Source organism: Corallococcus llansteffanensis (genome assembly GCF_003612055.1).
In the GTDB taxonomy this organism is placed as follows: Bacteria; Myxococcota; Myxococcia; order Myxococcales; family Myxococcaceae; genus Corallococcus; species Corallococcus llansteffanensis.
Genome location: NZ_RAWB01000006.1, coordinates 1 through 25,627 on the forward strand (window position 1 = coordinate 1; position 25,627 = coordinate 25,627).

At 72.2% G+C, this 25,627-nt stretch carries 20 protein-coding genes; 15 read left to right on the forward strand and 5 right to left on the reverse strand.

What is annotated here, in order from left to right; all coding sequences use genetic code 11:
* Positions 1–79: 79 nt before the first annotated feature.
* On the forward strand, positions 80–448 hold the full coding sequence (locus tag D7V93_RS01050) for a thioredoxin family protein (protein ID WP_120641537.1): 369 nt from the start codon (positions 80–82) through the stop codon (positions 446–448).
* A gap of 13 nt (positions 449–461) precedes the next feature.
* Here D7V93_RS01050 and D7V93_RS01055 read toward each other — a convergent pair whose 3' ends face one another.
* The 3 genes from D7V93_RS01055 to D7V93_RS01065 form a co-directional block, all read right to left on the reverse strand.
* Complete coding sequence (locus D7V93_RS01055) at positions 462–2,324, reverse strand: ABC transporter ATP-binding protein (protein ID WP_120641538.1); 1,863 nt, start codon at positions 2,322–2,324, stop codon at positions 462–464.
* Positions 2,325–2,353: 29 nt separating this feature from the next.
* Entirely contained in the window at positions 2,354–3,298 is a 945-nt protein-coding gene (locus tag D7V93_RS01060) for a universal stress protein (RefSeq protein WP_244237045.1), read from the reverse strand.
* 775 nt (positions 3,299–4,073) lie between these two features.
* Positions 4,074–4,280 carry a CsbD family protein gene (locus tag D7V93_RS01065; protein ID WP_120641540.1) on the reverse strand — a complete coding sequence of 69 codons (207 nt, stop codon included), beginning with the start codon at positions 4,278–4,280 and terminating at the stop codon, positions 4,074–4,076.
* A gap of 287 nt (positions 4,281–4,567) precedes the next feature.
* Here D7V93_RS01065 and D7V93_RS01070 point away from each other — a divergent pair, with 287 nt between their 5' ends.
* Both D7V93_RS01070 and D7V93_RS01075 read left to right on the forward strand, forming a co-directional pair.
* Positions 4,568–6,358, forward strand: coding sequence for a methyl-accepting chemotaxis protein (locus D7V93_RS01070; RefSeq protein ID WP_120641541.1), 1,791 nt, complete (start codon positions 4,568–4,570; stop codon positions 6,356–6,358).
* A 186-nt stretch (positions 6,359–6,544) separates the two neighbouring features.
* Positions 6,545–6,913 (forward strand): VOC family protein, encoded by a 369-nt coding sequence (locus D7V93_RS01075; protein ID WP_120641542.1) that lies wholly within the window; start codon positions 6,545–6,547, stop codon positions 6,911–6,913.
* Between the two features lie 31 nt (positions 6,914–6,944).
* Here the strand turns inward: D7V93_RS01075 and D7V93_RS01080 are convergent, their stop codons facing one another.
* Positions 6,945–8,537 carry a phytoene desaturase family protein gene (locus tag D7V93_RS01080; RefSeq protein WP_120641578.1) on the reverse strand — a complete coding sequence of 531 codons (1,593 nt, stop codon included), beginning with the start codon at positions 8,535–8,537 and terminating at the stop codon, positions 6,945–6,947.
* Between the two features lie 212 nt (positions 8,538–8,749).
* Here D7V93_RS01080 and D7V93_RS01085 point away from each other — a divergent pair, with 212 nt between their 5' ends.
* The 9 genes from D7V93_RS01085 to D7V93_RS01125 all read left to right on the forward strand — a co-directional run bounded on the left by D7V93_RS01085 (position 8,750) and on the right by D7V93_RS01125 (position 21,534).
* Positions 8,750–9,235, forward strand: coding sequence for a chemotaxis protein CheW (locus D7V93_RS01085; protein WP_120641543.1), 486 nt, complete (start codon positions 8,750–8,752; stop codon positions 9,233–9,235).
* Positions 9,232–10,932, forward strand: coding sequence for a CheR family methyltransferase (locus tag D7V93_RS01090; RefSeq protein WP_120641544.1), 1,701 nt, complete (start codon positions 9,232–9,234; stop codon positions 10,930–10,932). Before D7V93_RS01085 ends, D7V93_RS01090 begins: the two co-directional genes overlap by 4 nt.
* The gene (locus D7V93_RS01095) at positions 10,932–11,546 is read left to right on the forward strand and encodes a chemotaxis protein CheW (protein WP_120641545.1); all 615 of its coding nucleotides are present in this window, start codon (positions 10,932–10,934) and stop codon (positions 11,544–11,546) included. The genes D7V93_RS01090 and D7V93_RS01095 overlap by 1 nt, the downstream gene beginning before the upstream one ends.
* Complete coding sequence (locus D7V93_RS01100) at positions 11,543–13,186, forward strand: methyl-accepting chemotaxis protein (protein ID WP_120641546.1); 1,644 nt, start codon at positions 11,543–11,545, stop codon at positions 13,184–13,186. The genes D7V93_RS01095 and D7V93_RS01100 overlap by 4 nt, the downstream gene beginning before the upstream one ends.
* Positions 13,187–13,189: 3 nt before the next feature.
* Complete coding sequence (locus D7V93_RS01105) at positions 13,190–15,349, forward strand: hybrid sensor histidine kinase/response regulator (RefSeq protein ID WP_120641547.1); 2,160 nt, start codon at positions 13,190–13,192, stop codon at positions 15,347–15,349.
* Positions 15,346–16,413 (forward strand): chemotaxis-specific protein-glutamate methyltransferase CheB, encoded by a 1,068-nt coding sequence (cheB, locus tag D7V93_RS01110; RefSeq protein ID WP_120641548.1) that lies wholly within the window; start codon positions 15,346–15,348, stop codon positions 16,411–16,413. Before D7V93_RS01105 ends, cheB begins: the two co-directional genes overlap by 4 nt.
* Positions 16,414–16,524: 111 nt before the next feature.
* Positions 16,525–18,264 carry an ATP-binding protein gene (locus D7V93_RS01115; RefSeq protein ID WP_120641549.1) on the forward strand — a complete coding sequence of 580 codons (1,740 nt, stop codon included), beginning with the start codon at positions 16,525–16,527 and terminating at the stop codon, positions 18,262–18,264.
* A gap of 151 nt (positions 18,265–18,415) precedes the next feature.
* Entirely contained in the window at positions 18,416–20,197 is a 1,782-nt protein-coding gene (locus D7V93_RS01120; RefSeq protein WP_120641550.1) for a monovalent cation:proton antiporter-2 (CPA2) family protein, read from the forward strand.
* Positions 20,198–20,205: 8 nt separating this feature from the next.
* Positions 20,206–21,534: a dicarboxylate/amino acid:cation symporter gene (locus D7V93_RS01125; RefSeq protein ID WP_120641551.1), complete on the forward strand. Its 1,329-nt coding sequence runs from the start codon at positions 20,206–20,208 to the stop codon at positions 21,532–21,534.
* On the opposite strand, the gene D7V93_RS01130 is transcribed toward D7V93_RS01125, so the two are convergent.
* A complete protein-coding gene (locus tag D7V93_RS01130) occupies positions 21,535–21,972 on the reverse strand; it encodes a response regulator (RefSeq protein WP_120641552.1) in 438 nt (145 codons plus the stop codon).
* Between the two features lie 218 nt (positions 21,973–22,190).
* On the opposite strand from D7V93_RS01130, the gene D7V93_RS01135 reads away from it, so the two are divergent.
* The 3 genes from D7V93_RS01135 to D7V93_RS01145 all read left to right on the forward strand — a co-directional run bounded on the left by D7V93_RS01135 (position 22,191) and on the right by D7V93_RS01145 (position 25,339).
* Positions 22,191–22,388: a hypothetical protein gene (locus tag D7V93_RS01135; protein ID WP_120641553.1), complete on the forward strand. Its 198-nt coding sequence runs from the start codon at positions 22,191–22,193 to the stop codon at positions 22,386–22,388.
* 111 nt (positions 22,389–22,499) lie between these two features.
* Positions 22,500–23,978 carry a sensor histidine kinase gene (locus D7V93_RS01140; RefSeq protein ID WP_120641554.1) on the forward strand — a complete coding sequence of 493 codons (1,479 nt, stop codon included), beginning with the start codon at positions 22,500–22,502 and terminating at the stop codon, positions 23,976–23,978.
* Positions 23,960–25,339 carry a sigma-54-dependent transcriptional regulator gene (locus D7V93_RS01145; RefSeq protein WP_120641555.1) on the forward strand — a complete coding sequence of 460 codons (1,380 nt, stop codon included), beginning with the start codon at positions 23,960–23,962 and terminating at the stop codon, positions 25,337–25,339. The genes D7V93_RS01140 and D7V93_RS01145 overlap by 19 nt, the downstream gene beginning before the upstream one ends.
* The last annotated feature ends 288 nt before the right edge of the window (positions 25,340–25,627 follow it).

A 25,627-nucleotide genomic window follows, 5' to 3' on the forward strand; every position in this document is an offset into this window, starting at 1 on the left:
CTCCATCCCCGCGCCCGCCTGCCCCGGGGCCTGCCAGCCAGGGTGGAAGCCCGGGCTGGCAGCGGTTAGGAAGGACGCCATGGCGCATCCCGTGAGCTACGAGGCAACGGTCGAGACCTTCGACGCGCTCGTCCTGGAACCCCGAGACGAGCTGGTGGTGGTGGACTTCTGGGGCCCCGGCTGCCCGAACTGCGACATCTACGCGGCGGCCGAACCCGACCTCCTGGCGGAGCTGGAGGGCGCGCCCCTGCGCGTCGTCAAGGTCAACGCCTACGAGCACGAGTCCCTGGCCACGCGCTTCGGCCTGCACGGCATCCCCACGTTCCTGCTGTTCCTCAACGGGCAGCGGCTGGGGAAGATGAGCCAGTACTACGGCAAGCCGTACTGGCTGGGCGTCATCCGCGACCACCTGCCGAAGCAGGCCCCGGTCGCGGCCCTGGCGCCCTGAGCCGCCCCCCGCCTCACTGGTAGCCGCGCGCCTGGAGCCGGAACAGGTGCGCGTACCGCCCGTCGAGGGCCATCAGCTCGTCGTGGCTGCCCAGCTCCTGCACCGTCCCGTTGTGCAGCACGGCGATCTGATCCGCCATGCGCACCGTGGAGAAGCGGTGGGAGATGACGATGGCGATGCGGTCCGCGGCCAGCGCCTGGAAGCGCTCGAACAGGGCGTGCTCGGCCTCCGCGTCGATGCTCGCGGTGGGCTCGTCCAGGATGAGCACCTCCGCGTCGTCGCGCATGAAGGCCCGGGACACCGCCAGCTTCTGCCACTGGCCGCTGGACAGCTCCTGGCCCTTCTCGAACCAGCCGCCGAGCATCGTGTCGTACTGGCCGGGCAGCGTCTCGATGACGGTGTTCGCCCCGCCCTGCTCCGCCGCGCGGTGGATGCGCGGCCGGTCCTCCAGCGCGGCCACGTGCCCCAGCCCGATGTTCTCCGCCACGTTGAACTGGTAGCGCACGAAGTCCTGGAACACCGCGCCGAAGCGGCCGCGCAGGTCGCCCACGTCCATGGCCGCCGTGTCGACGCCGCCGTAGAGGACCTTCCCCTCCGTCGGCTCGTACATGCGCAGGAGCAGCTTCACGAGCGTGCTCTTCCCCGCGCCGTTCTCCCCCACCAGCGCCAGCTTCTGGCCGGGCTTGAGCGTCAGCGACACGTTGCGCAGCGCCCACGCGTCCTTGCCCGCGTAGCGGAAGGACACGTCGCGCAGCTCGATGGCGTTGCCAGGCCCCCGGGGCGGGCTGAGCGCGGGCAGCACGCGCGGCGTCTCCCCCACCGTGGGGATGTCCAGGTAGGCGAAGAGGTTGCTCATGAAGAGCGCGTCCTCGTACATGGAGCCCACGCTGGTGAGGATGCCCTGGAACGCGGCCTGCCCCTGCCGGAACACGGACAGGTACAGCACCATGTCGCCCACGGAGATGTTCCCTGCCGCAGCGCGGCTCGCCACGAAGAGGTAGCAGCCGTAGAAGGCCGCCAGCGACAGCAGGCCCAGGCCCAGGCCCCACGCCATGCGCTTGCGCGCGAGCGCCCGGTCCTCCGCGAAGAATTTCTGGAACAGCGTGCGGTAGCGCCCCAGCACCAGCGGCCCCAACCCGAAGAGCTTCACCTCCTTCACGGTGCTGTCGCGCGTGAGGATCCACTCCAGGTAGTTGAGCTTGCGGCCCTCGGGTGCCCGCCACGAATAGAGCCGGAAGCCCTCCGCCGCCAGCCGCGCCTCCGCGATGAACGCGGGGATGGACGCGGCCAGCAGCACGAGCACGCTCCACGGCGACAGCGACACGAGCAGCACCGCGTAGGTGGACAGGGTGATGACGTTGCGCACGATGCTGAACGCCTGCATCACCAGCGACAGCGGCCGCGCGTTCGCCTCGCGCCGCGCGTTCTGCATCTTGTCGTAGGTGTCCGAGTCCTCGAAGTGCTTGAGCTCCAGCTCCAGCGCTTTCTGGAGGATGCGCTCGTTGAGCAGGTTGCCCAGGTGCGCGCGCAGCAGGTCCCGCGTGAGCGTGAGGCCGCGGTCCACCACCGCGGAGCCCACCATCAGCGCGAACTCCGTGGCGACCAGCCCCAGCACCCGCGTGTGCGCCGTGGTGTCGCCCTGGGCCGCCGCCACCACCGTGTCCACGATGAGCTTGCCCACCCACGCGATGCCCGCGGGCAGCACGGCGGCCACCAGCGTCAGCAGGCCCAGCACCACCGCGCCCCGGGGGCTCGCCTGCCAGAAGAGGCGGAAGGTGCCGGGGAGCTGCTTGAAGAGGATGCCCGCGTTCTTCAGGCGGGCACGGAGCGACGGCGGCGGTGGCGTGACGGGGGGTGACAAGGTGCCGCCCCTCATAACGCGCTGCCGGTCGCCGCGCTGGCCTCTCAGTCGTGGGCCACGGGGCGGGGTGGGGCCTCACCGTCCGCAAGGACGGCGGACGGGGCGACGTGGCGTGAGATGAGCACGTCGCAGCCCGAGCGCCCCAGCACCCCCTGGATGAGCGCCGGGTGCGGCGGCACCGACGACATGCCCAGGGTCAGGAGGTCCGAGTCGCGCTCGAGGGACTCCGCCAGGATGCCCTCCTGGGGGTCGCCGGTGCGCACGCGGATGCCCAGCTCGCGGCCTGTCTCCCGGTACGGCGCCAGGAAGCGCCCGAGGGCCTTCCTCGCCGCGTCCTCGCGCTCCTGTCGCAGCCGGAGCCACTGCTCCAGCGGCGCGTCCTCCCGCTGGAAGGCCGCCTCCTCCTCGCGCGTGTCCACGACGTGCAACACCTCCACGGGCGTCGAGGGCGGGCACAAGCGCAGGGTCAGCTCCAGCGCCCGCCGCGACTCGCGCGAGAAGCTCACCGCGACGAGGGGCCGGTGGTACACGCGGCCCGGGTGTGGCACCACCACCAGCACGGACGTGTCCACCTCGCGCACCAGCCGCATCACCATGCACGCGTCGGGCAGCGGCTCCGGGGGGTACTTCAGGGGGGGGCGGCCCACCACCAGCACCTCCGCGCCCTGCTCCTTCACCAGCGCCCCCGCCACGCCCGGCGCGTCGCCGGTGCGCAGCTCCTCGCGCACGTCCACGTCCGGCCGGTGTCGCAACCGCCGACAGGTCGACGTCACCGCGCGGCGCAGACAGCGCTCCCCGGCCACCGTGCCGTCAGGCCCCTTGTGGCCGTCCAGCGGCGGGCTCACGTGCAGCACGCTGAAGGCCGCCCCGTGCGCCAGGGGAAGCCGCAGCGCCCGGGCCAGCGCGAACTCCGAGTGCAGGGAGAAGTTCAGCGCCACCGCCACCCGCTTGAGCCCGCGCTGGGCGCGGAGCAGGCCTTCGGGCAACAAGGGCGGACCGCTCCTGGAAGACACGTTCGGTCTCATCACGACTCCCTCCTTCCTCGACCTCGCGGCGCGGACGTCCAGGGGCCCGGCGGGAACTCCACTCACGCACGGGCGGGACGGCCGCTGCACGGCGTCACGGGCTTTCGCGTCGCGCGAAGCCTCCATGCACATACGATTCAGGTCGGGCGCTGGATGTGCCACGCGCCTCGCAGGGACGCTGCTTCCACGACCGGGCGACGGGGCCCCCACTGCCCGCCCGTCCCGGGCATCGGGACAGGGCCGCCGTTACGCGTGAAACGAAGCCGTCTGTAACGTTTTCAGGGCACGGCACGATGTCGTGCACCGTGACGCGGGCAGGCGTGCGGCCGAGGTCGACGTTTCAAGGAGTTGTGACGTCCAGCCCAGGACGTTGGTTCAGGGAAGCAGGTCCCGAAGAACGGCCAGCCCTTTGCAATGACCTTCGACCGGCAAGACACCTTGCCATGGGCGGCGGGTCGGACGGCAGGAAGCAAGGGAGCGGGTCATGCGCGGGGTCATCACCGGACGTGAGGTGGTTGCCAACCTGGGACTTATCTACCGGGAGTTCGGAACAGCCTGTGTGCTGCGCTGTCTCTGGGTGATGGTGAGTGGCAAATCCACCACCTTCCTCGAAGTGGCGTGTCCCTGCGAGAAGATGCGGAACTGAGAGCAGCGACACCCTTCGAAGAAGAAGAAACAGCTCGGGCCGCGGGAAGCACAGGCTTCCGCGGCCCGAATGTTTGAAGGACGGGTGCGCTGCCTACCGCTGATACGGATCAGCGTCGCGGCGCGGCTCCTTGTCGCCGTCCACCGCGTCCTTGATGACGCGCTTGGCGTCCTCGACCTTGCCCTTGATGTTGCCCTTGAGCGTGTCGGCCTTGCCCTCGGCCTCCAGGGAGCGGTCACCCGTCGCCACGCCCACGGTCTCCTTCACCTTGCCCTTGGCCTTGTCCGTCCACTCACCCATGGCGTCCTCCTGACGTCGTTGCGTGAAGCGTTGATGGAGAGAAGGTGGGCATGTCGCGCGCGCTTGGCAGGGGCGATGGCATGCCCGCCCGGCTGCCCCCTTGCCGGAGGGATGTCGCGCACCGGACAGCTTGCAGGCCCTGGACCGACCTGCTACCCGCCCGCCCTACCCATTGCGTGCGTGCTATCCAGGGAGACCCTGGAGTTACCGTCACAGAATGAAGTTGTGACATTGACGCACCCTTTCTTCACGCACAGGCTGTGGGTTCCCCCGGACCCGTCCTCGCGATGAATCCACCTCCGACCCTGTCCCCAGCACGCGCGCTGCTCCTCAAGCTGCTGATGCTGCGCACGCTCGTCGTCACGGTGGCGGTGGCGCCCGCCATCTACGTCGACATGCAGTTGCTGGACGTGGACTCGAGCGCGATGGGCTTCGTGCTGGGGGTCGTCACCCCCATCGTCATTGGCGGGCTGGCGCTGGTGGTGCCCATTGGCGCGGTGGGCGCGCTGCTGCGGCACGCGCTGCACGAGGAGCCCGGCAACGCGCCGGAGCGGCTGCGGCGGCTGTTGCGGCTGCCGGGCGTGCTGACGTTCGTGGAGGCGCAGGCGGGCTGGTTCCTGGGCGGCATCTGCTTCAACGGCGCCATCGGCCTGGCGCTGGACCGTCCGCCGCGGGTCATCCTGGTGGGCGTGGCGGTGGCGATGAGCGCGGGGCTCTTCAGCGCGCCCCTCATGTACATGCTCTACGAGCGGACGCTGGCGGCGGTGACGCTGGAGGCCTTCCGCCGCGCGCCGCACGAGCGGCCCGCCGGGGAGGGGCTGTTCCTGCCCCGGCAGAGCTGGTTCCTGCCGGCCATCGTCGTGTCCGCGCTGCTCATCACGTGCATCACCAGCATCGCGACGTTGCAGCTGCGGCTGGAGAAGAACCTCTCGTCGCTGGCGGACGACCTGGAGGTGGCGGGCGACTACCGGGGCGCGACGCGGGTGCGCTCGAGCATCGGGCCCCTGCAGAGCGACCTGACGACGCCGGTGGCGTTGCTGGGCGGGTTCGCGGCGCTGGGTGCCATCTTCACCGCGGCCTGGGCGGCGCGCCGGCTGTCCCAGGGGGCGAAGGCGATTGGCGCGTCGCTGGACGCGCTGGTGGAGGGCCGCTCGCAGCCGCCGCAGTGGGTGTCCACGGACGAGCTGGGCGACCTGTCCGCGCGCACGTGGCTGCTCTATGAGCAACTGCAGGAGCTGCCCCGGTCGCTGCGCTCGTCGGCGGGGCACCTGGCGCAGGCGGGCACGCGGCTCACCGAGGCGAGCGACCAGCAGAACCGCACGATGTCCCGGCAGGCGGCGGCCATCCACCAGGCGCGCACCACGGCGCAGGAGATCCAGCAGACGTCGAAGCTCGCGGCCAGCCGCGCGGGGAACATCCTCCAGGTGGCGGAGCGCGCGGCCCGGATGGGCAAGCTGGGCGAGGAGTCACTGGCGGGCACGGAGCAGGGGCTCGCGGACATCCGCACCCTCACGAACGGGCTGAACCAGCAGGTGAGCGACCTGGGCACGCGCGCGCGGGAGGTGGGCCGGGTGTCGGAGGTGGTGAAGTCGCTGGCGGACCAGTCGCACATGCTGGCCATCAACGCCGCCATCGAGGCGAGCCGCGCGGGCGAGCAGGGCCGGGGCTTCGCGGTGGTGGCGCGGCAGATGCGCGACCTGGCGGACCAGTCCATCCGGGCGACGGGCCAGGTGCGCGGGCTGCTGGAGGGCATGGAGGCGGCCACGGGCGAGGCGGTGGTGACGGCGGACAAGAGCGCCCTGGGGGTGGAGGCCGCGCTCGTGCCGCTGCGCAAGAGCGGCGAGCGGCTGCGCGAGCTCATCTCGCTGGCGCAGGAGTCCGCGCACGCGGTGCGGCAGATCGCCGAGGCCGTAGCGCAGCAGCACTCGGGTGTGGATCAGCTCTTCCGCGCGGTGAGCGAGATGGACGAGCTGATGGCCGCCACGCTGCGCCAGCTGGACACCACGCAGGCGGCGGCGACCGCGGTGGCGCAGGCGACGGGGCAGGTGTCGCAGCTGGCACAGCGGTACGTGTCCTGAGTCACGGTGCGGGCAGGCCCTTGCGCCGCCCCCGGAGCGCCCCCTAGATTTCGCGTCGGTCGAAAAACGGCGGACCGGTTCGGTGAGCCCCGGTCACTTCCATGGTGGAAGCACTTGTTCGACCTCCCTCGGGAGGAAGAACCCTCGGCCCTTCGTAGGCACCCGTGTGCCTTTTCGAGGCTCGCCATGCATTTGAATCACCTCGACCTGCAGGTCCCCGACGTCCAGGCCACCGCCCGCTTCTTCACGCGCTACTGCGGCTTCACGTCGCACGCGAAGAACCACGACTCGCCCGCCATCGCCATCCTCGGCGGGCAGGAGGGCTTCGTGCTCGTCCTCCAGCGCCGCAAGCGCGACTCGGACACCTTCCCCGAGGACTTCCACCTGGGCTTCCTCCAGGACTCCGAAGCCCCCGTGCTCGCCTTCCAGGAGCGCGTGAAGGCCGACGGCCTGGAGGTCTCCGACGTCATCCGCAACAACCGGGGCACCCTCGTCTACTGCCGCGCCCCGGGCGGAATCCTCGTGGAAGTGAGCTGCCGCCCCGGCGCCGTGTAGCGCCGGGCCTCAATGACAGACACCCGGCGCCTCAGCCCGCGAGGGCCTGGGGCGCCGGCGGCTTCGCGGCGGCCTGGGGAACGTCCTCCAGCGGCGGCACGTACGGCCAGCCCGGCAGGCCGCCCTTGCCCGCCTCGCGCGTGAGGTAGTCCGCCGCGATGTTCGCGCTCTCCATGATGGTGAGCAGCCCGCTGCCCGGGTGCGTGCCGCCGCCCACGAAGTACAGCCCGTCCACCTGCGCGTTCTTCACCCGGGGCCGCAGCGGGCCCAATTGCAGCCACGTGTGCGACAGGTTGAACACCGCGCCCCGGAACACGTTGAAGTCGTCCCGCCACGTCTCCGCCGTGAAGTAGCGCTCCGCCCTCACGTGCTCGCGCACGTTCCGGATGCCCACCTTCTCCAGCATCTTCGGGATGCGCTCGCGCAGCGTCGCCTCCGTCTTCGCCCAGTCCACCGGCCGCGCCGTGTTGGGCGTGGGGACGAGCACATACAGCGTCGAGTGCCCCTTCGGCGCCGCGGAAGAATCCGACACACCCGGGTTGCACACGTAGAAGGGCGGGTCGTCCACGTCCACCGTCCGGTCCTCCAGCGCGTCGCGGTCCGTCCTGCGCGCGCTCTCCGACAGGTAGATGAGGTGGTGCGGCAGGTCGCCGTACGTCCGGTCCAGCCCGTAGTACGCCATGAACGTGCTGCACGAATACTTCGCCCGCTCCAGCGACTGGTCCGTCAGCCGGCTGCCCTCGCGCACCTCCGGGGCCAGCAGGTTCTTCGCCGCGTAGGCCAGGTCCGCGTTCACCACCACCGCGTCCGCGTCCAGCACCTCGCCGCCCTGGAGCTTCACGCCCACCGCCCGGCCCGTCTCCACCCGCACGCGCTCCACCGGCGTGCCCATGCGGAAGGTGACGCCCAGGTCCTGGGCGCACTTCATCATCCCGCGCGCCAGCGCCCGGAAGCCGCCCTGCACGTGCCACACGCCGAAGGCCAGCTCGATGAAGGGAATCACGCTGAACACCGACGAGCACGTCGTCGGGTGCAGCCCCAGGTACTTCGACGGGTACGCCAGCGCGTACGTCATCCGGTCGTCGTGGAAGAACGAGTCCAGCTGCTTGTAGAGCGTCTGCCACGGCTTGAAGCGCAGCGTGGGCGCGAGCCGCCAGGGCGCGTAGTAGCCCAGGCTCCCCGCATTCGTGCAGATGAACTTCTCGTAGGCGAGCGCGTACTTCTGGCGCCCGTCCTCCATCCAGTCCTTCAGCGCGCGCGCCTTGCCCGCGCCGAACTTCTCCAGCTCCTGCCCCATCCGCTCCACGTCGCGCCGCGTGTCCAGGTGCGTGCCGTCCCAGAAGTGCACGCGCGTGTTCGGGTCCACCGGCGTCAGCGTGACGTAGTCCGCCAGGCGCTTGCCGGAGCGGTGGAAGATCTGCTCCAGCACGCCGGGCAACTGGAGGATGGACGGGCCGGTGTCCATGGCGTACTCGCCGTCCGCGCCCATCCTGAGCCCCTTCATCCGGCCGCCCGGCACCGCGTCCTTCTCCACCACGGTGACCCGGAAGCCCTGCCCGGCCAGGTTGATGGCGACCGACAGCCCTCCTGGCCCTGCGCCCACGACGATGACGTGCCGAACCATGTACCCCACCATGCCCGGCGCCGTGCCGGCTTGCGACTGTCCCTTCGGGTACGTCCCGCGCGAAAAAGCGTTTCCTCGCGGGACTCACGGCCGCTCGCCGGGCGTTCCCCTGGAGACCGGGCGCCCTGCCTTCCTGGAGCGTCTTCTAGAGGACGGGCCCACATCCTGAATCCCCGGGGTGCGCTGCGTCTTGTACCCTGCGCCGCGCATCCATGAATCCGCTCCCGGAGGCTCGCCCACAGGAAGTCCTGCTGTTCACGCTGGAGCGGCAGCGCTACGGCCTGCCGGTGGAGGACGTGCGCGAGCTGGTGCGCGCGGCGCGCCTCACGCCCCTGCCCCAGGCACCCGACGTGGTGGAGGGCCTGCTCAACCTGCGCGGCGAATTGCTGCCCGTGCTGGACCTGCGCCGCCGCTTCCGTCACGCCGCGCGGCCCCTGTCGCCCATGGACCACTTCATCGTCGCCCACGCGGGCCCGCGTCCGGTGGCGCTGCGCGTGGACCGCGCGGAGGGGCTGCACGTCATCGCCGCCAACGAGTGGGACGCGTCTCCTCGCGAGCTGCCCGGCGTGGGGTACGTGGCCGGGGTCGCGAAGCTGCCGGACGGGCTGGTGCTCGTTCACGACCTGCGCTCGTTCCTCTCCGAAGCCGAGGCGCTGCAACTGGACACCGCGCTCGGGGCCCGGCCGGAGCCCGCTTGATTGGCGGCAACCTGTCCCCCGGCTTCAAGGACGTGCTCGCCCTGGTGGAGGAGCGCGCGGGGCTCGCCGCGCCCAGCTGCCTGGCCGCCGCCGAGGAGGGCATCCAGCGCGCCATGGCCCGCGCGAACCTGGTGGACGTGGAGGCGTACCGGCAGCGGCTGGCGCATGACCCCGCCCTCTTCGATGACCTGCTCACCGAGCTGACCATCGGGGAGACGTACTTCTTCCGCACCCACGAGCACTTCGACCACCTGCGCCGCGTCGTGCTGCCCGAGCTGCGCGAGCGCCACGGCCCGGACCACGTGCTGCGCGCGTGGAGCGCGGCCTGCTCCTCCGGCGAGGAGCCCTACTCCCTCGCCGCGCTGCTGATGGCCGAGGGCTGGGAGGACTACATGATGGTGCGCGCGACGGACGTGTCGCGCACGGCGCTCGCCCGCGCCCGCGAGGGCCGCTACACCGACTGGTCCCTGCGCGGCCCCTCCGCGGACCGCATGCGCGCCCACCTCAAGCAGGAGGGGCGCCACTACCTGCTGAGCCCGGACGTGAAGCGCCGCGTGCAACTGGATTACCTCAACCTCGCGCTGGAGACGTGGCCCTCCGCCGACAGCGGCATCTGGAAGCTGGACGTCATCTTCTGTCGCAACGTCCTCATCTACTTCAACGCCGCCACCATCGAGGGCGTGGCCCGCCGCCTCCATGCGTCCCTGGACGACGGCGGCTACCTCTTCTCCGGCCCGTCGGATCCGCCGCTCGGCGACTACGCGCCGTTCGAGGCCGTGCTCACCGAGTGGGGCGTGCTGTACCGCAAGCCCCTGGCCGGCGCGCACGCCGCGCACTTCGTTCCGCTCCAGCCCCTGCCGCCCCTGCGCGCGGACGGCACGCCCTTCACCCCGGCGCGCGCGGCCCCCGTCACCGCCCGCGTCGCTCCGGGTGGGTTCTCCGCGGAGCGGGCCGCGGCGCCTTCGTTCCCGCCCGTGTCCCCGGCCACCGACGCGTTCAACGCACGCGCGCCGTGGGACGCGAGCACGCCTCCGTTGGAGCCCGCTCGGGCACCGGAGCCCGCCCGTGCATCGGAGCCCCACCGCACTTCGGAGCCTGCCCGGCCGCTGGAGCCTGCCCGCACTTCGGAGCCCGCCCGGGCATCGGAGCCCCACCGCACCTCGGAGCCCGCCCGCTTCACGTTGAACGCGGAGACGTTGGAGGGCGTGCGGCAGGCGCTGGCTCGCGGCGACTGGCGGGAGGCCTCGAAGCGGGCAGGAGCCCAGGCGGCGGATCCGGAGCACGCCCTGGCGGCGGTGCGGACGCTGGCCAACCTGGAGCCCCGGGCGGCGGTGTTCGCGTGCGGGGAGGCCGCGGTTCGCCACCCGCTGGTCGCGGGGTTGCGGTATCTGGAGGCGGTGCTGCTCCTGGGACAGGCGAGGCTGCCGGACGCGGAGAAGGCCGCGCGGCAGGCGCTCTACCTGGAGCCGGACCTCGCGGTGGCCCACCTGCTGCTGGGCCACGTGCTGCGCAGACAGGCGCAGTTCGCCACCGCGGCACGGGCGTACCGCGAGGCAGAAGCGCTGTGTCGGAAGCTGCCGCCGGAGGCGCTGGTGCCACTGGCGGAGGGAGAGCGCGCGGGAGCCCTGGCGGACGTGGCCCGCGTGGAGTGGCGGCGCCTGGAGCGCCCCGGGATTGATGGCGGAGAGGCGGGCTGATGCCGAAGCGCGAGGGAGTCATCGACTGGGAGCGGGCGCACGCCCGGCTGGAGGAGCTGGAGCGCGCCACCGAGGCGCGGGACACCTTCACGGACGAGGCGGCCCAGGCGCAGCTCGACGCACGCGCGCGTGCCCTGGCCCGTCCCGCCGAGCTCCCGGTGCTGCCCGGCAGCCAGCGCGAGGTGCTGCGCTTCCGCGCCTCGGGCCAGATGTACGCGCTGGAGTCGCGCTTCATCCTGGAGGTGATGCGCGCGCCGGAGCTCACCCCGCTGCCGGGCGCGCCGCCCCTGCTGCGCGGCCTGACGCTGCTGCGCGGAGAGGTGCTGCCCGTGGTGGAGCTGGCGCCGCTGTTCGGCCGGCCCGCGGCCCAGGCCCAGGGCCCGGTGCTGGTGGTGGGCACGACGCGGCCGGAGCTGGGCCTGCGCACGGATGAGGTGACGGAGGTGGCGGTGCTGACGGGCACGGAGCTGTTGCCCGCGCCCCCCTCCCTGGAAGAGGAAGCGGGCGCGCTGGTAGCTGGCGTCAGCCCGGACGGCACACTCGTCCTGGAGGGAGAGGCCCTCCTGGGTGACAGCCGTCTCGTGTTCGAGCTGTCCGAAGAAGGAGTCGCATGAGCATCGGGAATCGCATCGCGCTGGGATTCGGCCTGTCCCTGCTGGTCCTGCTGGTGATCGCCGGCGTCGCCTTCCAGGGCGCGCGGCAGCTCACCAGCACCACGGAGGGCCTGCTGACGGCCCACGAGAACTTCCGCATCCTGCGCGAGGTGCGCGCGCTGCTGGTGGACGCGGAGACGGGGGAGCGCGGCTTCGTCATCACCGGCCAGGACAGCTACCTGGAGCCCTACAACGCCGCGCTCGGCAACCTGCAGGAGGACCTGTCCGCCCTGCGGACGGCCATGGCGCCCTATCCCGAGCAGCGCTCGCGGCTGGCCCGCCTGGAGCCCATCGTCAACGCCCGGCTGGAGCGGTTGAGGGAGGGCATCCGCCTGCGTCGCGAGAAGGGCCTGGAGGCCGCGACGGGCGTCGTGCTGGACGGCCGGGGCAAGGAGCTGATGGACCAGGTGCGCGTCATCATCGGCGAGATGCTCGACACGGAGCAGCAGCGCTGGGAGCGCGACGCCGAGGCCGCGCGGCAGTCCGCCCAGAACAGCCTGTGGGTGCTCGGCCTGGGCACGCTGCTGGGCATGGCCATCGTCGGCGTGGGCAGCTTCGTCATCACCCGCGGCATCACCCACCCCCTGCGCAAGCTCACCCTGGGCGCCGAGCAGCTGGGCCGGGGCGAGCTGTCCCACCGCATCGACGTGCGCGGCCGCGACGAGATGGCGGACCTGGCGAGCGCCTTCAACACCATGGCCGAGCGCCGCCAGCAGGCCGAGGTGCAGCTGGCGAAGCAGGCCGAGCAGCGCGAGCACACGCTCAAGACGGTGGCGGACTTCGTCAACCAGCTCGCGGGCGCGTCCTCCGAAATCCTCGCCAGCACCACCGAACAGGTGGCCGGGGCCCAGGAGCAGGGCAGCGCGGTGACGGAGACGGTGAGCACCATCGAGGAGATCACCAAGACGTCGGAAGAGGCCGCCGGCCGCGCGCGCGCGGTGAGCGAGTCCGCGCGCCACTCGGAGGAGGTGGGCCGCTCCGGCCGCCGCGCGGTGGAGGAGGCCGTGTCCGCGATGGGCGCCGTGCGCGACCAGGTGGAGTCCATCGCGTCGCGCATCCTCGCCCTGGCCGAGCAGGCCCAGGCCATTGGCGACATCATCACCACCGTCAACGACATCTCCGAACAGACGCACATGCTGGCGCTCAACGCCTCCATCGAAGCGAGCCGCGCGGGCGAGCACGGCCGCGGCTTCGCCGTCGTCGCCTCCGAGGTGAAGGCCCTGGCGGATCAATCCAAGAAGGCCACCGCGCAGGTGCGCCAGATCCTGGGGCAGATTCAAAAGGCCACCCACGGCGCGGTGATGACCACCGAGGAGGGGACCAAGAGCGTGTCGTCCGCCACCCGCGTCGTCACGGAGGCGGGCGCCACCATCCAGCAGCTCGCGGACCTGCTCACGCAGGCGTCGCTCACGGCCGCGCAGATCGCCGCGTCCGCCAACCAGCAGGCCACCGGCATCGGGCAGATCCGCCAGGCGATGCATGACGTGAACCAGGCCACGCAGCAGGGCCTCATCTCGTCGCGCCAGACGGAGCGGGCGATGCAGGACATCAACGCCATGGGCCAGAAGCTCAAGGGACTGCTCGGGGAGTTCGGGCGCTAGGCCATGGATCGCGACCGGCTGGCGCAGGCACTGCTGGACTCATTCCTGGAGGAGCTGGAGGGGCACGTCGTGTCCCTCAACCGGGACCTGCTCGCGCTGGAGCAGGCCCCGGCGCGCGCGCGGGAGCTCATCCCCGGCCTGCTGCGCACGCTGCACAGCGTGAAGGGCGCGTCGCGCGCGGCCAGCGCCAGCCGGGTGGAGACCGCCTGCCACCGGCTGGAGGAGGTGCTGGAGCCGCTCATCCACGGGCGCGCCCCGTCCCCGGACCTCTTCGAGCTGTGCTTCGCCACGGTGGACGCGCTGGACGACGCGGGCCGCCGGCTGGCGTCGCGCCAGGACCTGTCCGGCTCGCCGCTGGAGGCCCTGCTGCCCCAGCTGGAGCAGGCGGCGCAGGGCACGCCTCCCCCGGCGCCGGAGCGCCCTCCGGAGCCCGCGCGCTTCCCCCCCGGGCCCGCGCAGAAGGCCGCCGAGCCGTCGCCTCCCGCCGAGGCGGAGCTGCCCGTGACCGTGGTGCCCGGCGAGGCGCTGCCGGTGCGCGTGTCCGGGCAGAAGCTGGACGCGCTGCTGGGGCGCAGCGGCGAGCTGCGCGTGGCGATGCTGCGCCTGGAGGGGCACGCCGAGTCGCTGGAGTCGCTGCGCGACGACGTCGCCGGGCTCCGGGCCACGGTGCGCGGCACGTCCTCCGAGACGACGCTGCGCCGGGTGGAGCTGGAGCTGGCGCGGGTGGCGCGGGTGCTGGCGCAGGACCGGCGCGCGCTCTTCCAGTCCTCCACCGGCCTGGACGACGAGGTGCGCCGCTCTCGCATGCTCCCCTTCGAGGAGGGCTGCACGGGGCTGGAGCGCGCCGCGCGCGACGTGGCGCACGGCCTGGGTCGGCGCGTGCGCCTGGAGGTGCACGGCGGCGGGCTGGACCTGGACCGCTCCCTGCTCCAGTCACTGCGCGAGCCGCTGCTGCACCTGGTGCGCAACGCGGTGGCGCACGGCCTGGAGGCGCCCGAGGAGCGCGTGCGCCACGGCAAGGCCGAGGAGGGCCGCGTGGTGCTGTCCGCCCGGCTCCGCGGCAGCCGCGTGGAGGTGGCGGTGGAGGACGACGGGCGCGGCCTGGACCTGGAGGCGCTGCGCGAGCGCGCGCGGGCCCGGGGGCTGGAGGCGCCCGAGGACGACGCGGAGGCCGCACGGCTCGTCTTCCTGCCGGGGCTGTCCACCGCGGCGAAGGTGACGGCGGTGTCCGGCCGGGGCGTGGGCCTGGACGTGGTGCGGGCCCAGGTGGAGGCCCTGCGCGGCAGCGTGGAGGTGGCGTTCAAGGCGGGCCAGGGCACGCGCTTCACCCTGGACGTGCCCCTCACCTTGAGCACCCTGCGCGTGCTGCTGGTGGACGTGGGCGGGCAGGTGCTGGCGCTCGCGAGCGAGGGCGTGGACCGGCTCTTGCGCCTGGCGCCCTCCGACGTGCGCGAGGTGGAGGGCCGCATGTCCTGGGTGACGCCGGACGCGCTGGTGCCGCTGGCGTCGCTCGCGAGCGTGCTGGACCTGCCGTCGGGCCCGCCGCGCGCGCGGCCGTCGGCGGTGGTGCTGTCGGCGGGCACCGCGCAGGCGGCGCTGGTGGTGGACGAGGTCATCGCCGAGCAGGAGGTGCTGGTGCGCTCCCTGGGCTCGCGCGTGAAGCGGGCGCGGCACGTGGCCGCCGCGGCGGTGCTGCCGGACGGCCGCATGGCGCTGCTGCTCAACCCGGCCTCGCTCGTGCGCGCGGCGGGAGGACGCCCGTCCGCGCAGTTCTTCCCCACGCCCAAGGAGCAGGCGGTGCGCAGGCGCGTGGTGCTGGCGGACGACTCGCCCACGACGCGCATGCTGGAGCAGAGCATCCTGGAGGGCGCCGGCTACGACGTCACCGCGTGCGCGGACGGGGCCGAGGCGTGGGAGCGGCTCCAGGCCGGCGGCGCGGACGCGCTGGTGCTGGACGTGGAGATGCCGCGCATGGACGGCATCTCCCTCACCGAGACCGTGCGCGCCTCGCCCCGCTTCGGGCGGGTGCCGGTGGTGCTGGTGACGTCGCGGGAGAAGCCCGAGGACAAGGCGCGCGGCCTCAACGCCGGCGCGAGCGCCTACATCGTGAAGAGCGCGTTCGACCCGACGAGCCTGCTGGAGACGCTGAGGCGACTGCTATGAAGAACGAACCGTTGCGCATCCTGGTGGCCGAGGACTCGCCCACCGCCCGCCGGCTGCTGGTGGAAATCCTGCGCACCGACCCGGCGCTCACCGTGGTGGGCGAGGCGCGGGATGGAGTGGAGGCGGTGGAGCTGTGCCAGCGGCTGCGGCCGAGCCTGGTGACGATGGACATCCAGATGCCGCGCATGGACGGCCTGGACGCCACCCGCCGCATCATGACGGAGGCGCCCACGCCCGTGGTGGTGGTGTCCACGCTGGTGGAGCGCGACATCCACACGTCCATGGCCGCGCTGCGCGCCGGGGCGCTCGCGGTGCTCCAGAAGCCGGTGGGGCCGGAGTCGCCGGACTTCGAGGCGGAGAGCCGCCGCCTGCGCGACACGCTCAAGGCCATGGCCCAGGTGAAGGTGGTGCGCCGCTGGCCGGAGCGCACCGCCGCGCCGCCCGTCCCGGTGGAGGCCACCACGCCCTCCACCGCCCGCCCGCCGTCCGTGCTCGCCATGGCGGCGTCCACCGGCGGTCCCGCCGCCATGTACCGCATCCTGTCCGACCTCGGCGGCGGGGACGTGCCGCCGCCGCCCATCCTGCTGGTGCAGCACATCGCGCTGGGGTTCGGTTCGGGCCTGGCCACGTGGCTGGGCACGGCGACGTCGCTGCGGGTGAAGGTGGCCGAGGACGGCGAGCCCCTGTTGGCGGGCACCGTCTACCTGGCCCCGGACGACAAGCACCTGGGCGTGACGACGGACCACCGGGCCCAGGTGTCCGGCGCCGCCCCCATCCAGGGCTTCCGCCCGTCCGCCAACTGGCTGTTCCGCGCCGTCGCGGGCGCGTACGGGCGCGCGTCCCTGTCGGTGGTGCTCACCGGCATGGGGCAGGACGGCCTGGACGGCATCCGCGACGTCCACCAGGCAGGCGGGCACGTCCTGGCCCAGGACGAGGCGACCTCCATCGTCTACGGAATGCCCGGCGTCGTCGTGGGGGCCAACCTGGCCCACGAGGTCCTCCCCCTGGGGCAGATTGCCCGCCGCCTCCAGGCGCTCTTCCAGCCAGCCGGAAGAGGCCCTTGAAGTGTTGGTTGAGTGAAACTCATCGTTCCGGGACCGGTGCTGGAATGGCGGCCCTGGTGCGAAGTGTCCATATCGGGTTCCAATGGGGGCTCCCCCCGTTCCCCCATCCAGATGAGCGCTCCCACGATTGGTCCGGCATACGACGCGGTCTTCGCCGCGATTCCTGATCCTGCCTACCTGCTGGATGGCACGGGCCGGCTGGTGTCGTGCAGCACGGCCGGGGCTCGAGCGCTCGGAAGGACGGCGGCGGAGCTGCCGGGGCGGCACTGGAGCGAGCTGGGGCTGCCGACGGAGTCGCTGACGGCGCTGGAGGCCGCGCGAGTCCGGGTGGTGACGCTGCGCGAGCCCACCACGGTGGAGGCGCCCTGGCCGGGAGCGCAGGGCTTGAGGCTGCACGCGCTGGTGCTCACGCCGCTGGCGTCGGACGCGAACACGCTGCCCTCCGTGCTGGTGACGGCGCGGGCGCTCACGGACGCCGAGGCCGTCTATTCGCGCGCGCTGGAGCTGGAGCAGGCGGCGCGCTCGGAGGTGGAGACGGCGGAGCGCCGACGCTCGTTCCTCTACTCGGCGATGACGACGCTGTTCACCCACCCGCCGGATCCGCAGGGCATGTACACGCTGCTCGCGCACCTGGCGGTGCCGGACCTGGCGGACTGGTGCCTGGTGGACGCGCTGGAGCAGGGCCCGTGGGTGGGCCGCGCGGCGGTGGCGTGCCTGGACCCGACGCAGCAGGAGCGCGCCCGCGACCTGCCCACGCGCATGGAGTTGCGCGACGACGCGCCGGTGGGCCTCTTGCGCGTGCTGCGCACCGGGGAGCCGGAGCTGGTGCCGGCGGTGACGGATTCGCTCCTGCGCGCGGCGGCGGCGGAGCCCGCGCACCCGGCGCTGCTGGAGGCGCTCCAGGCGCGCTCGTACATGATCATCCCGCTGCGCGCGCGCGGCCACACGCTGGGCGCGGTGACGTTCGTGAGCTCCGGCTCCGGGCGGCGGTACGGCCCGGACGACCTGGCGCTGGCGGAGGACCTGTGCCTGCGCGCGAGCCTCGCCATCGACAACGCGCGGCTGGTGGGTGAGTCGCGCCGGGCGGCCCGCGCCCGCGAGGACCTGCTCGCCGTCGTGTCGCACGACTTGAAGAACCCGCTGGGCGTGGTGCAGCTGGGCGCGGCGCTGCTCTTGCGCGGCACCGCGGGCAAGCCCGGCGGCGAGGCGGTGGCCAAGCAGGCCAACCGCATCAACGACGCGGCCGAGCGCATGTCGCGGCTCATCTCCGACCTGCTGGACTGGGGCCGCCTGGAGGCGGGCCACCTGCCGCTGGAGCTGGGCGAGCACACCGCCGTGGCGCTGGCCACCGAGGCGCTGGAGTCCATCCGGCCGCTCGCGGAGGCCAAGGGGCTGCACCTGGAGGCGGACCTGCCGTCGGAGGCGCTGCGCGTGAAGTGCGACCGCGGCCGCGTGCTCCAGGTGATGGGCAACCTGCTGGGCAACGCGGTGAAGTTCACCCCGCCGGGCGGCACGCTGGCGGTGCGCGCGACGACGCGCGGGGGGTTGGTGAACTTCGACGTGCGCGACACCGGCAACGGCATCGCCCCGGACGCGCTGCCGCACATCTTCGACCGCTACTGGCAGGCGCGCGACGCGGCCAGCCGGGGCACCGGCCTGGGGCTCGCCATCGCCAAGGGGCTCGTCGAGGCGCACGGCGGCACCATCCGCGCGGAGAGCATCCTGGGCACCGGCAGCCTCTTCACCTTCACGCTGCCCGTGGCGACCCTGGGCGCGCCCGCCACCGTCACCCCGGCCCTGGCCGTGGGCGGCGGGGCCCTGGCGCGCCCGCGCGACACCTACGAGCACTGACGGCGCGCCCCAGCGCCTCGTGCGTGTGCTCCAGGAACGCGGAGCTCCAGCAGGTCACCCTGATGCCGACCCAGCAGGCCTGAACCGGCCCGGCCGCCCCGGCCGCCCCCTGTTGCCGCCGCGGGTCAAGCCGTGCCATGCAGGGCGCCTTATGTCCTTCATGCATCAGGCGCTCGTGTTCCTCGCCGCCACCGTGGTGGCCGTGCCCCTCTTCAAGAAGCTGGGGCTGGGCTCCGTGCTGGGCTACCTGGCGGCGGGCGCGGCCATCGGGCCCTACGGCGCGGGCCTCATCTCCGACGTGGAGAACATCCTCCACATCGCGGAGCTGGGCGTGGTGCTGCTGCTGTTCGTCATCGGGCTGGAGCTGCAGCCCTCGCGCCTGTGGAGCCTGCGCCGGTCGGTGTTCGGCATGGGCGGCGCGCAGGTGGTGCTGACGGGCGTGCTGCTCGCGGGCGTGGGCCGCGTGCTGGGCCTGTCCACGAGCGCGTCCATCATCGCCGGCTTCGGCCTGTCGCTGTCCTCCACCGCGTTCGCGCTCCAGTTGCTGGCGGAGAAGAACCAGCTCACCGCCGAGCACGGGCAGCTCGCCTTCGGCATCCTGCTGTTCCAGGACCTGGCGGTGATTCCGCTCCTGGCCGCGCTGCCGCTCTTGGGCGTGTCCGACACGCCGTCCACGGAGCCCGGCTGGCTGATGGCCGTGAAGGCCGCGGGCGTGGTCATCCTGGTGGTGCTGGCGGGCCGCTACCTCTTGCGCCCGGTGTTCCGCGCGGTGGCCTCCGTGCACAGCCAGGAGCTGTTCACCGCGACGGCGCTGCTCGTGGTCGTGGGCACCGCGTCGCTCGTCAGCGCGGTGGGCCTGTCCATGGCGCTGGGCGCGTTCCTCGCCGGCGTGCTGCTGTCGGAGTCCGAGTACCGCCATGAGCTGGAGGCGGACATCGAGCCCTTCAAGGGCCTCTTGCTGGGCCTGTTCTTCATCGCCGTGGGCATGTCGGTGAACCTGGCGCTGCTCGCGCGCGAGCCCCTGCGCGTGCTGGCGCTGGTGCTGGGCCTCACCTTCCTCAAGGGCCTGGTGCTGTACGGCCTGGGGCGCGTGGGGCTGAAGAAGCCGGGCTCCGCGCTGAGCCTCGCGGTGGTGATTTCGCAGGGGGGTGAGTTCGCCTTCGTCCTGTTCTCGCTGGCGGTGTCCTTCCACGTGATGGACCGCCCGCAGGCGGACCTGCTGGTGCTCGTGGTGGGCCTGTCCATGGCGGTGACGCCGTTCCTGTCCGCCGTGCACGAGCGCTGGGTGGCGCCGCGCTTCAAGCCCAAGGGCCCGCAGCGCGAGTACGACGTGTCCCCGGACCAGGACCACCCGGTCATCATCGCCGGCATGGGCCGCGTGGGGCAGGTGGTGGCCCGCCTGCTGCGCGCGCGCCGCATCGGGTTCACCGCCATCGACGCGAGCGCGGAGCACATCGACTTCATCCGGCGCTTCGGCAACCAGGTGTTCTACGGCGACGCGTCCCGGCTGGACCTCTTGCGCGCCGCCCGCTCGGACAAGGCCCGCGTGTTCGTGCTGGCCATCGACGACATGGCCGCGTCCCTGCGCACCGCGCAGATGGTGAAGGAGCACTTCCCGCACCTGAAGGTCTTCGCGCGGGCGCGCAACCGCGAACACGCCTACAAGCTCATGGAGCTGGGCATCACGAACCTGGTGCGTGAGACGTTCGACGCAAGCCTCGTCATGTCTAACGACGTGCTCCAGGCCATGGGCCTCTCCTTCACGGAGGCCCGCCGCACCGTGGAGCGCTTCCGCGAGCACGACGAGTCGCTGATGGTGGAGACGTCCAAGGTCTTCAAGGACGAGAAGAAGATGATGGAGGTCATCGCCCGCGGCCGCCGGGAGCTGGAGCTGCTCTTCGAGAAGGACGAAGCCGAGCAGAAGTCGGCCTGAGGACGACCATGGCCACGCCTCCAAAGTCCTCCTCGCGCCTGTACCTGTGGGTCCTCGCGGCCATCCTCGCCGGAGGCCTGCTGGGCCACCTGGCGCCCGCCACGGCCGTGAAGCTCAAGCCGCTGGGCGACGGGTTCATCTCGCTCGTGAAGATGCTCATCTCCCCGGTCATCTTCCTCACCGTGGTGCTGGGCGTGGCCAACGTGGCGGACCTGAAGAAGGTGGGCCGGGTGGGCGGCAAGGCCCTGCTCTACTTCGAGGTCGTCTCCACGTTCGCGCTGATCATCGGCGTCCTCGTCGTATCGGCGCTCAAGCCGGGCTCGGGCTTCAACGTGGACCCGCGCACGCTGGACGCGAGCGCCGTGGCGCGCTTCGCGCAGCAGGCGCACGACCAGTCCACGATGGGCTTCCTGCTGCACCTCATCCCGCGCACCTTCGTGGACGCCTTCACCGGCGAGGGGGACCTGCTCCAGGTGCTGCTGCTGGCGCTGCTGTTCGGGTTCTCGCTGACGGCCATCGGCCCCGCGGCGAAGCCCGTCGTCGTGCTGTTCGAGGCGCTGTCGAAGGCCTTCTTCCACATGATTGGCCTGGTGATGCGGCTCGCGCCCATTGGCGCGGGCGCGTCCATGGCCTTCACGCTGGGGGCCTACGGCGTCACCAGCCTGGGCCCGCTGATGCGGCTGATGGGCTGCTTCTACCTGGCGTGCGTCGTGTTCGTGCTGGCGGTGCTGGGACCCATCGCGCGGCTGACGGGGTTCTCCATCCTGCGCTTCCTGCGCTACATCCGCGCGGAGCTGTTCCTGGTGCTGGGCACGTCGTCGTCGGAGTCCGCGCTGGTGCCGCTGATGCAGAAGCTGGAGCGGCTGGGCTGTTCGAAGTCGGTGGTGGGGCTGGTGGTGCCCAGCGGCTATTCGTTCAACCTGGACGGCACCAACATCTACCTGACCATGGCGGCGCTGTTCGTGGCCCAGGCGCTCAACGTGGACCTCACGCTCACCCAGACGGCCACGCTGCTGGGCGTGGCGATGCTCACGTCCAAGGGCGCCTCCGGCGTCACGGGGGCGGGCTTCATCACCCTGGCCGCCACGCTCGCGGTGGTGCCGTCGGTGCCGGTGGCGGGGCTGGCCCTCATCCTGGGCATCGACCGGTTCATGAGCGAGGCGCGCGCGCTCACCAACTTCATTGGAAACGGCGTCGCCACCATCGTCGTCTCCGCCTGGGAGAACGAGCTGGACCGCGACCGGCTCCGCGCCGAGCTGAGCGGACAGCCGCTGCCCGTCACCGAGCCGGAGCAGGCGCAGGCGCAGGCGCAGGCGGACCCGGGGACGCCTTCGTAGTCAGTGCGTGACGGCCTCGCGCACCGCTTCCTTCAGCACGTCCAGGTCCACCGGCTTGTCCAACAGCTGCCTCGCGCCCAGGCGCAGCGCCTCCGCGTGCGTCTCCTCGTCCGCGAAGGCGCTGAGCAGCAGCACCGGGCAGGACACGCCCTGGTCGCGCAGCCGCTCCAGCGCCTCCAGGCCGGTGCGCCCCGGCATGCGCACGTCGCTGACGATGAGGTCCAGGGGGGCGAGCGTGCCGCCCTGCCCCCGCATCATCGCCAGGTAGTCCCCCAGCTCGAAGCCGTCCTCCACCTCCACCACCACGTAGCCCGCGCGCCGCAGCGTGCGCACCAGCAGCGCGCGCATCGCGTCGTCGTCCTCGGCCACCAGGATGCGCACGGGGCGCGGCGCATCTTCGGTCAGGGTCGGGTCGGTCATCCAGAGGCGGAGGAGCATGGCGCATGCCACGTGCCCTCCAGGTCCCCCGCGGCGTTCAGCACCGGGCGCGAAAGGGGCATCCTGCCCCCGCCGGGGCAATGTGCCCCAGGGCCCCGCGGGGCATCGCGCCCCCCCGTCGCGGCGCGTCGCTCGGGGACGGGGGCTGGCACGGCCAATGCTCTTGTCGCCCGTCAGCCCGCACCCCACTTCTCGCGGGCCTGAAACGGAGTTCCTCCATGAAGCGCACGTCCGCCCTCGTCCTCGGCCTGTCCCTGTCCCTCGCCTCCGTGGGCGCCTTCGCCGCCACGCCCAAGGCCGCCAAGGGCACCACCGCCACGCAGGCGAAGGCCGCCGTGAAGGCCAAGAAGGCGAAGCAGCCGGCCAGCCAGAAGACGCCCGCCGCTCCCGCCGAGAGCCCCAGCACCACGAACTAGTTTCGTACGCCGTCAGAGCTGTCGTGACGCAGCACCCGCGGTACCCGTAGCGTACCTCCCCGGTCCGTGTGTTCCTTCCCCCTCACGCACGAACCGGGGGTTGCCTTTCCCGTGAAGCTCGCTCGCAAATTCACCCTGGCCCTCGTGCTGCTCGCCGTCGCGGTGATGGCCGGGCTCCAGGTGTTCCAGGTCAACCGGGAGCTCGCCCGGTCCGACACCGACATGCAGCACGACCACCGGCTGCTGGGCCACACGCTCGCCGGGTCCATTGGCAAGGCGTGGCAGCTCGCGGGCGAGGCCGAGGCGCTCACCCTGCTCAACCAGGCCAACCGCTTCCAGGAGCAGGTGCGGCTGCGCTGGGTGTGGCTGGATGGCGGGCCGGGCTCCGGCTTCGCGCCGAGCCTGCCGCCCGCGCTGCTCCTGAGCCTGCGCGAGGGCCATGACGGCTGGCTGCAGGACACCACGAACACGCCCGGCGTGCTGCGCTCGTACACGCCGGTGTTCCTGGGCCGGCGCGTGGGCGCCATTGAAATCACCGAGTCCCTCTCCGAACAGCAGCAGCACGTGCGCACCACCGTGCTGGGCACCTCCATCGCCACCGCCGCGCTCAGCGTCTTCTTCCTCCTGGCCGCCATGGCCATGGGACGCAGGCTGGTGGGCCGGCCCGTGGAGCAGCTGGTGCACCTGGCGGGGCGCATTGGCGAGGGCGACCTCACCGCGCGCGTGCCGCTGCGGCGCGAGCAGGGCGACGAGCTGACGACGCTGGCGGTGGCCATGAACCGCATGGGCGAGCAGTTGGAGGAGACGCGGGCGCGGCTGGCGTCGGAGACGGCGGCGCGGCTGGCGACGGTGGAGCACCTGCGCCACGCGGACCGGCTCACCACGGTGGGCAAGCTGGCGTCCGGCGTGGCGCACGAGTTGGGCACGCCCCTCAACGTGGTGATGGGCCGCGCGAAGATGGTGTCCTCCGGAGAAGCGGAGGGCGAGGAGGTGGGCGAGTGCGCGCGGATCATCTTCCAGCAGGCGCAGCACATGACCGCCATCATCCGGCAGCTCCTGGACTTCGCCCGGCGGCGGGCCCCGTCGCGCGCGCCGGAGGACTTGTCGCTCCTGGCCGAGCGCACCCTGTCGCTGCTCAAGCCCATGGCCACCAAGCGCGGCGCCACGCTGTCGCAGGAGGTGCCCTCGGGCTTCACGGTGGAGGTGGACGCCGGGCAGTTCCAGCAGGTGCTCACGAACCTGGTGATGAACGGGCTGCACGCGATGCACCGGCCCGGAACGCTGAGCGTGCGCTCGCAGGTGGTGCGCGCCACGCCGCCCGCGGACGTGGGTGGGCCCGAGCAGGAGTGGGTGCGGCTGGACGTGGTGGACGAGGGCACGGGCATCGCCGCGGACGTGCTGCCCCACGTCTTCGAGCCCTTCTTCACCACCAAGGACGTGGGCGAGGGGACGGGGCTGGGCCTGTCCGTCTCCTATGGGATGGTGCGGGACCACGGTGGGTGGATTGACGTGAAGAGCGAGCCGGGCCGTGGGAGTTGTTTCTCCATCTACCTGCCGCCGGGAGCCAACGCATGCCAGGCCGCATCCTGATTGTCGAAGACGAGCGCGAGATGCGCGTGCTCGTGGAGAAGGGGCTCCAGCGCCGGGGCTTCCAGCCCGTGGCCGTGGCCGCCGCGGACGAGGCCCTCCAGCGGCTGTCCGCCGAGGACTTCGACACGGTGCTCACGGACCTGCGCATGCCCGGCATGGATGGCCTGGCGCTGTGCGAGCGCATCGTGCTCAACCGGCCGGACATCCCCGTCGTGGTGGTGACGGCGTTCGGCAGCCTGGAGACGGCGGTGGCCGCCATCCGCGCGGGCGCGTACGACTTCATCACCAAGCCCATCGACCTGGACGCGCTGGTGCTGGTGCTGGAGCGCGCCGTGCAACACCGCGCCCTGCGCGCGGAGGTGCGAAGGCTGCGCCAGGCGCTGGATGAGCGCCAGGACGACGGGGCGCTGGTGGGGGAGAGCCCCGCCCTCAAGCAGGCGTATGCGCTCATCGACCGGGTGGCGGACGTGGACGCCACGGTGCTCATCACCGGGGAGAGCGGCACCGGCAAGGAGGTGGCCGCGCGGGCGCTCCATGCGAGGGGCCGGCGCAAGGAGGGGCCGTTCGTGGCCATCAACTGCGCGGCGATGCCGGAGCAGTTGCTGGAGAGCGAGCTGTTCGGCCATGCGAAGGGGGCCTTCACCGACGCGAAGGCCGCGCGCGCGGGCCTGTTCGTGAAGGCGAACGGCGGCACGCTCTTCCTGGACGAGGTGGGGGAGCTGCCGCTCACGTTGCAGCCGAAGCTGTTGCGCGCGTTGCAGGAGCGCGTGGTGCGGCCGGTGGGTGGGGACACGGAGACGCCGTTCGACGCGCGCATCGTCGCGGCCACCAACCGCGACCTGGAGCTGGCGGTGGAGGAGGGCCGCTTCCGCGAGGACCTCTACTACCGGCTGAACGTCATCGGCATCGAGCTGCCCCCGCTGCGCGCGCGCGGCAACGACGTGCTGCTGTTGTCCCAGCGCTTCATCGAACAGTTCGCGTCGCGCACCGGCAAGCGCGTGGACGGCCTGTCACCGGCCGCGGCGCAGCGCCTGCTGGCGTACGGGTGGCCGGGCAACGTGCGCGAGTTGCAGAACTGCATCGAGCGCGCCGTGGCGCTCACGTCCTTCGAGCAGCTCACCGTGGACGACCTGCCGGAGCGCGTGCGCAACTACAGCACGCCGCGCGTGGTGCCGGAGAACACGGACGCGTCGGAGCTGGTGACACTGGAGGAATTGGAGCGCCGCTACATCCACCGCGTGCTGGAGGCGGTGGGCGGCAGCCGCACGCTCGCGGCGCGCATCCTGGGCGTGGACAGGAAGACGCTCTACCGCAAGCTGGAGCGCGGCGACGGGGAGCCTCGCGACGCGAAGAAGCCCTGAAGCCCTGGGGCCGAGCGCTGGCCACGGTCGCTCCCGCCCCGTCCGGGGGCCGTCCCCCCTCCAGCCATCCGCTCCTGCCACAACCCTCCACCATCAGTGCACGGAGAGTGCGAGCGGCGGGCTTCCGTTGACCCAGGGCCCCCGCTTCATCGCGAGCGGAGTATGGTTCTGCACGGATGCGTCTTGCCCTCTTCCAGACAGACATCGGAGGCGTCACGGTCGGCCCCGTGCCGAAAGCAGGCGACCGGTGCGCTGCTGTCCCGTTTGTTCACCGGGGCCCCTGCGTTT

What these genes read in the sequence shown, in the direction of transcription:
- D7V93_RS01050 (WP_120641537.1), top strand. Translation starts at nt 80, where the DNA reads ATGGCGCATCCCGTGAGCTACGAGGCAACGGTCGAGACCTTCGACGCG.
- D7V93_RS01055 (WP_120641538.1), bottom strand. Translation starts at nt 2,324, where the DNA reads ATGAGGGGCGGCACCTTGTCACCCCCCGTCACGCCACCGCCGCCGTCG.
- D7V93_RS01065 (WP_120641540.1), bottom strand. Translation starts at nt 4,280, where the DNA reads ATGGGTGAGTGGACGGACAAGGCCAAGGGCAAGGTGAAGGAGACCGTG.
- D7V93_RS01070 (WP_120641541.1), top strand. Translation starts at nt 4,568, where the DNA reads ATGAATCCACCTCCGACCCTGTCCCCAGCACGCGCGCTGCTCCTCAAG.
- D7V93_RS01075 (WP_120641542.1), top strand. Translation starts at nt 6,545, where the DNA reads ATGCATTTGAATCACCTCGACCTGCAGGTCCCCGACGTCCAGGCCACC.
- D7V93_RS01080 (WP_120641578.1), bottom strand. Translation starts at nt 8,537, where the DNA reads ATGGTTCGGCACGTCATCGTCGTGGGCGCAGGGCCAGGAGGGCTGTCG.
- D7V93_RS01085 (WP_120641543.1), top strand. Translation starts at nt 8,750, where the DNA reads ATGAATCCGCTCCCGGAGGCTCGCCCACAGGAAGTCCTGCTGTTCACG.
- D7V93_RS01095 (WP_120641545.1), top strand. Translation starts at nt 10,932, where the DNA reads ATGCCGAAGCGCGAGGGAGTCATCGACTGGGAGCGGGCGCACGCCCGG.
- D7V93_RS01100 (WP_120641546.1), top strand. Translation starts at nt 11,543, where the DNA reads ATGAGCATCGGGAATCGCATCGCGCTGGGATTCGGCCTGTCCCTGCTG.
- D7V93_RS01105 (WP_120641547.1), top strand. Translation starts at nt 13,190, where the DNA reads ATGGATCGCGACCGGCTGGCGCAGGCACTGCTGGACTCATTCCTGGAG.
- cheB (WP_120641548.1), top strand. Translation starts at nt 15,346, where the DNA reads ATGAAGAACGAACCGTTGCGCATCCTGGTGGCCGAGGACTCGCCCACC.
- D7V93_RS01115 (WP_120641549.1), top strand. Translation starts at nt 16,525, where the DNA reads ATGAGCGCTCCCACGATTGGTCCGGCATACGACGCGGTCTTCGCCGCG.
- D7V93_RS01120 (WP_120641550.1), top strand. Translation starts at nt 18,416, where the DNA reads ATGTCCTTCATGCATCAGGCGCTCGTGTTCCTCGCCGCCACCGTGGTG.
- D7V93_RS01125 (WP_120641551.1), top strand. Translation starts at nt 20,206, where the DNA reads ATGGCCACGCCTCCAAAGTCCTCCTCGCGCCTGTACCTGTGGGTCCTC.
- D7V93_RS01130 (WP_120641552.1), bottom strand. Translation starts at nt 21,972, where the DNA reads ATGCTCCTCCGCCTCTGGATGACCGACCCGACCCTGACCGAAGATGCG.
- D7V93_RS01135 (WP_120641553.1), top strand. Translation starts at nt 22,191, where the DNA reads ATGAAGCGCACGTCCGCCCTCGTCCTCGGCCTGTCCCTGTCCCTCGCC.
- D7V93_RS01145 (WP_120641555.1), top strand. Translation starts at nt 23,960, where the DNA reads ATGCCAGGCCGCATCCTGATTGTCGAAGACGAGCGCGAGATGCGCGTG.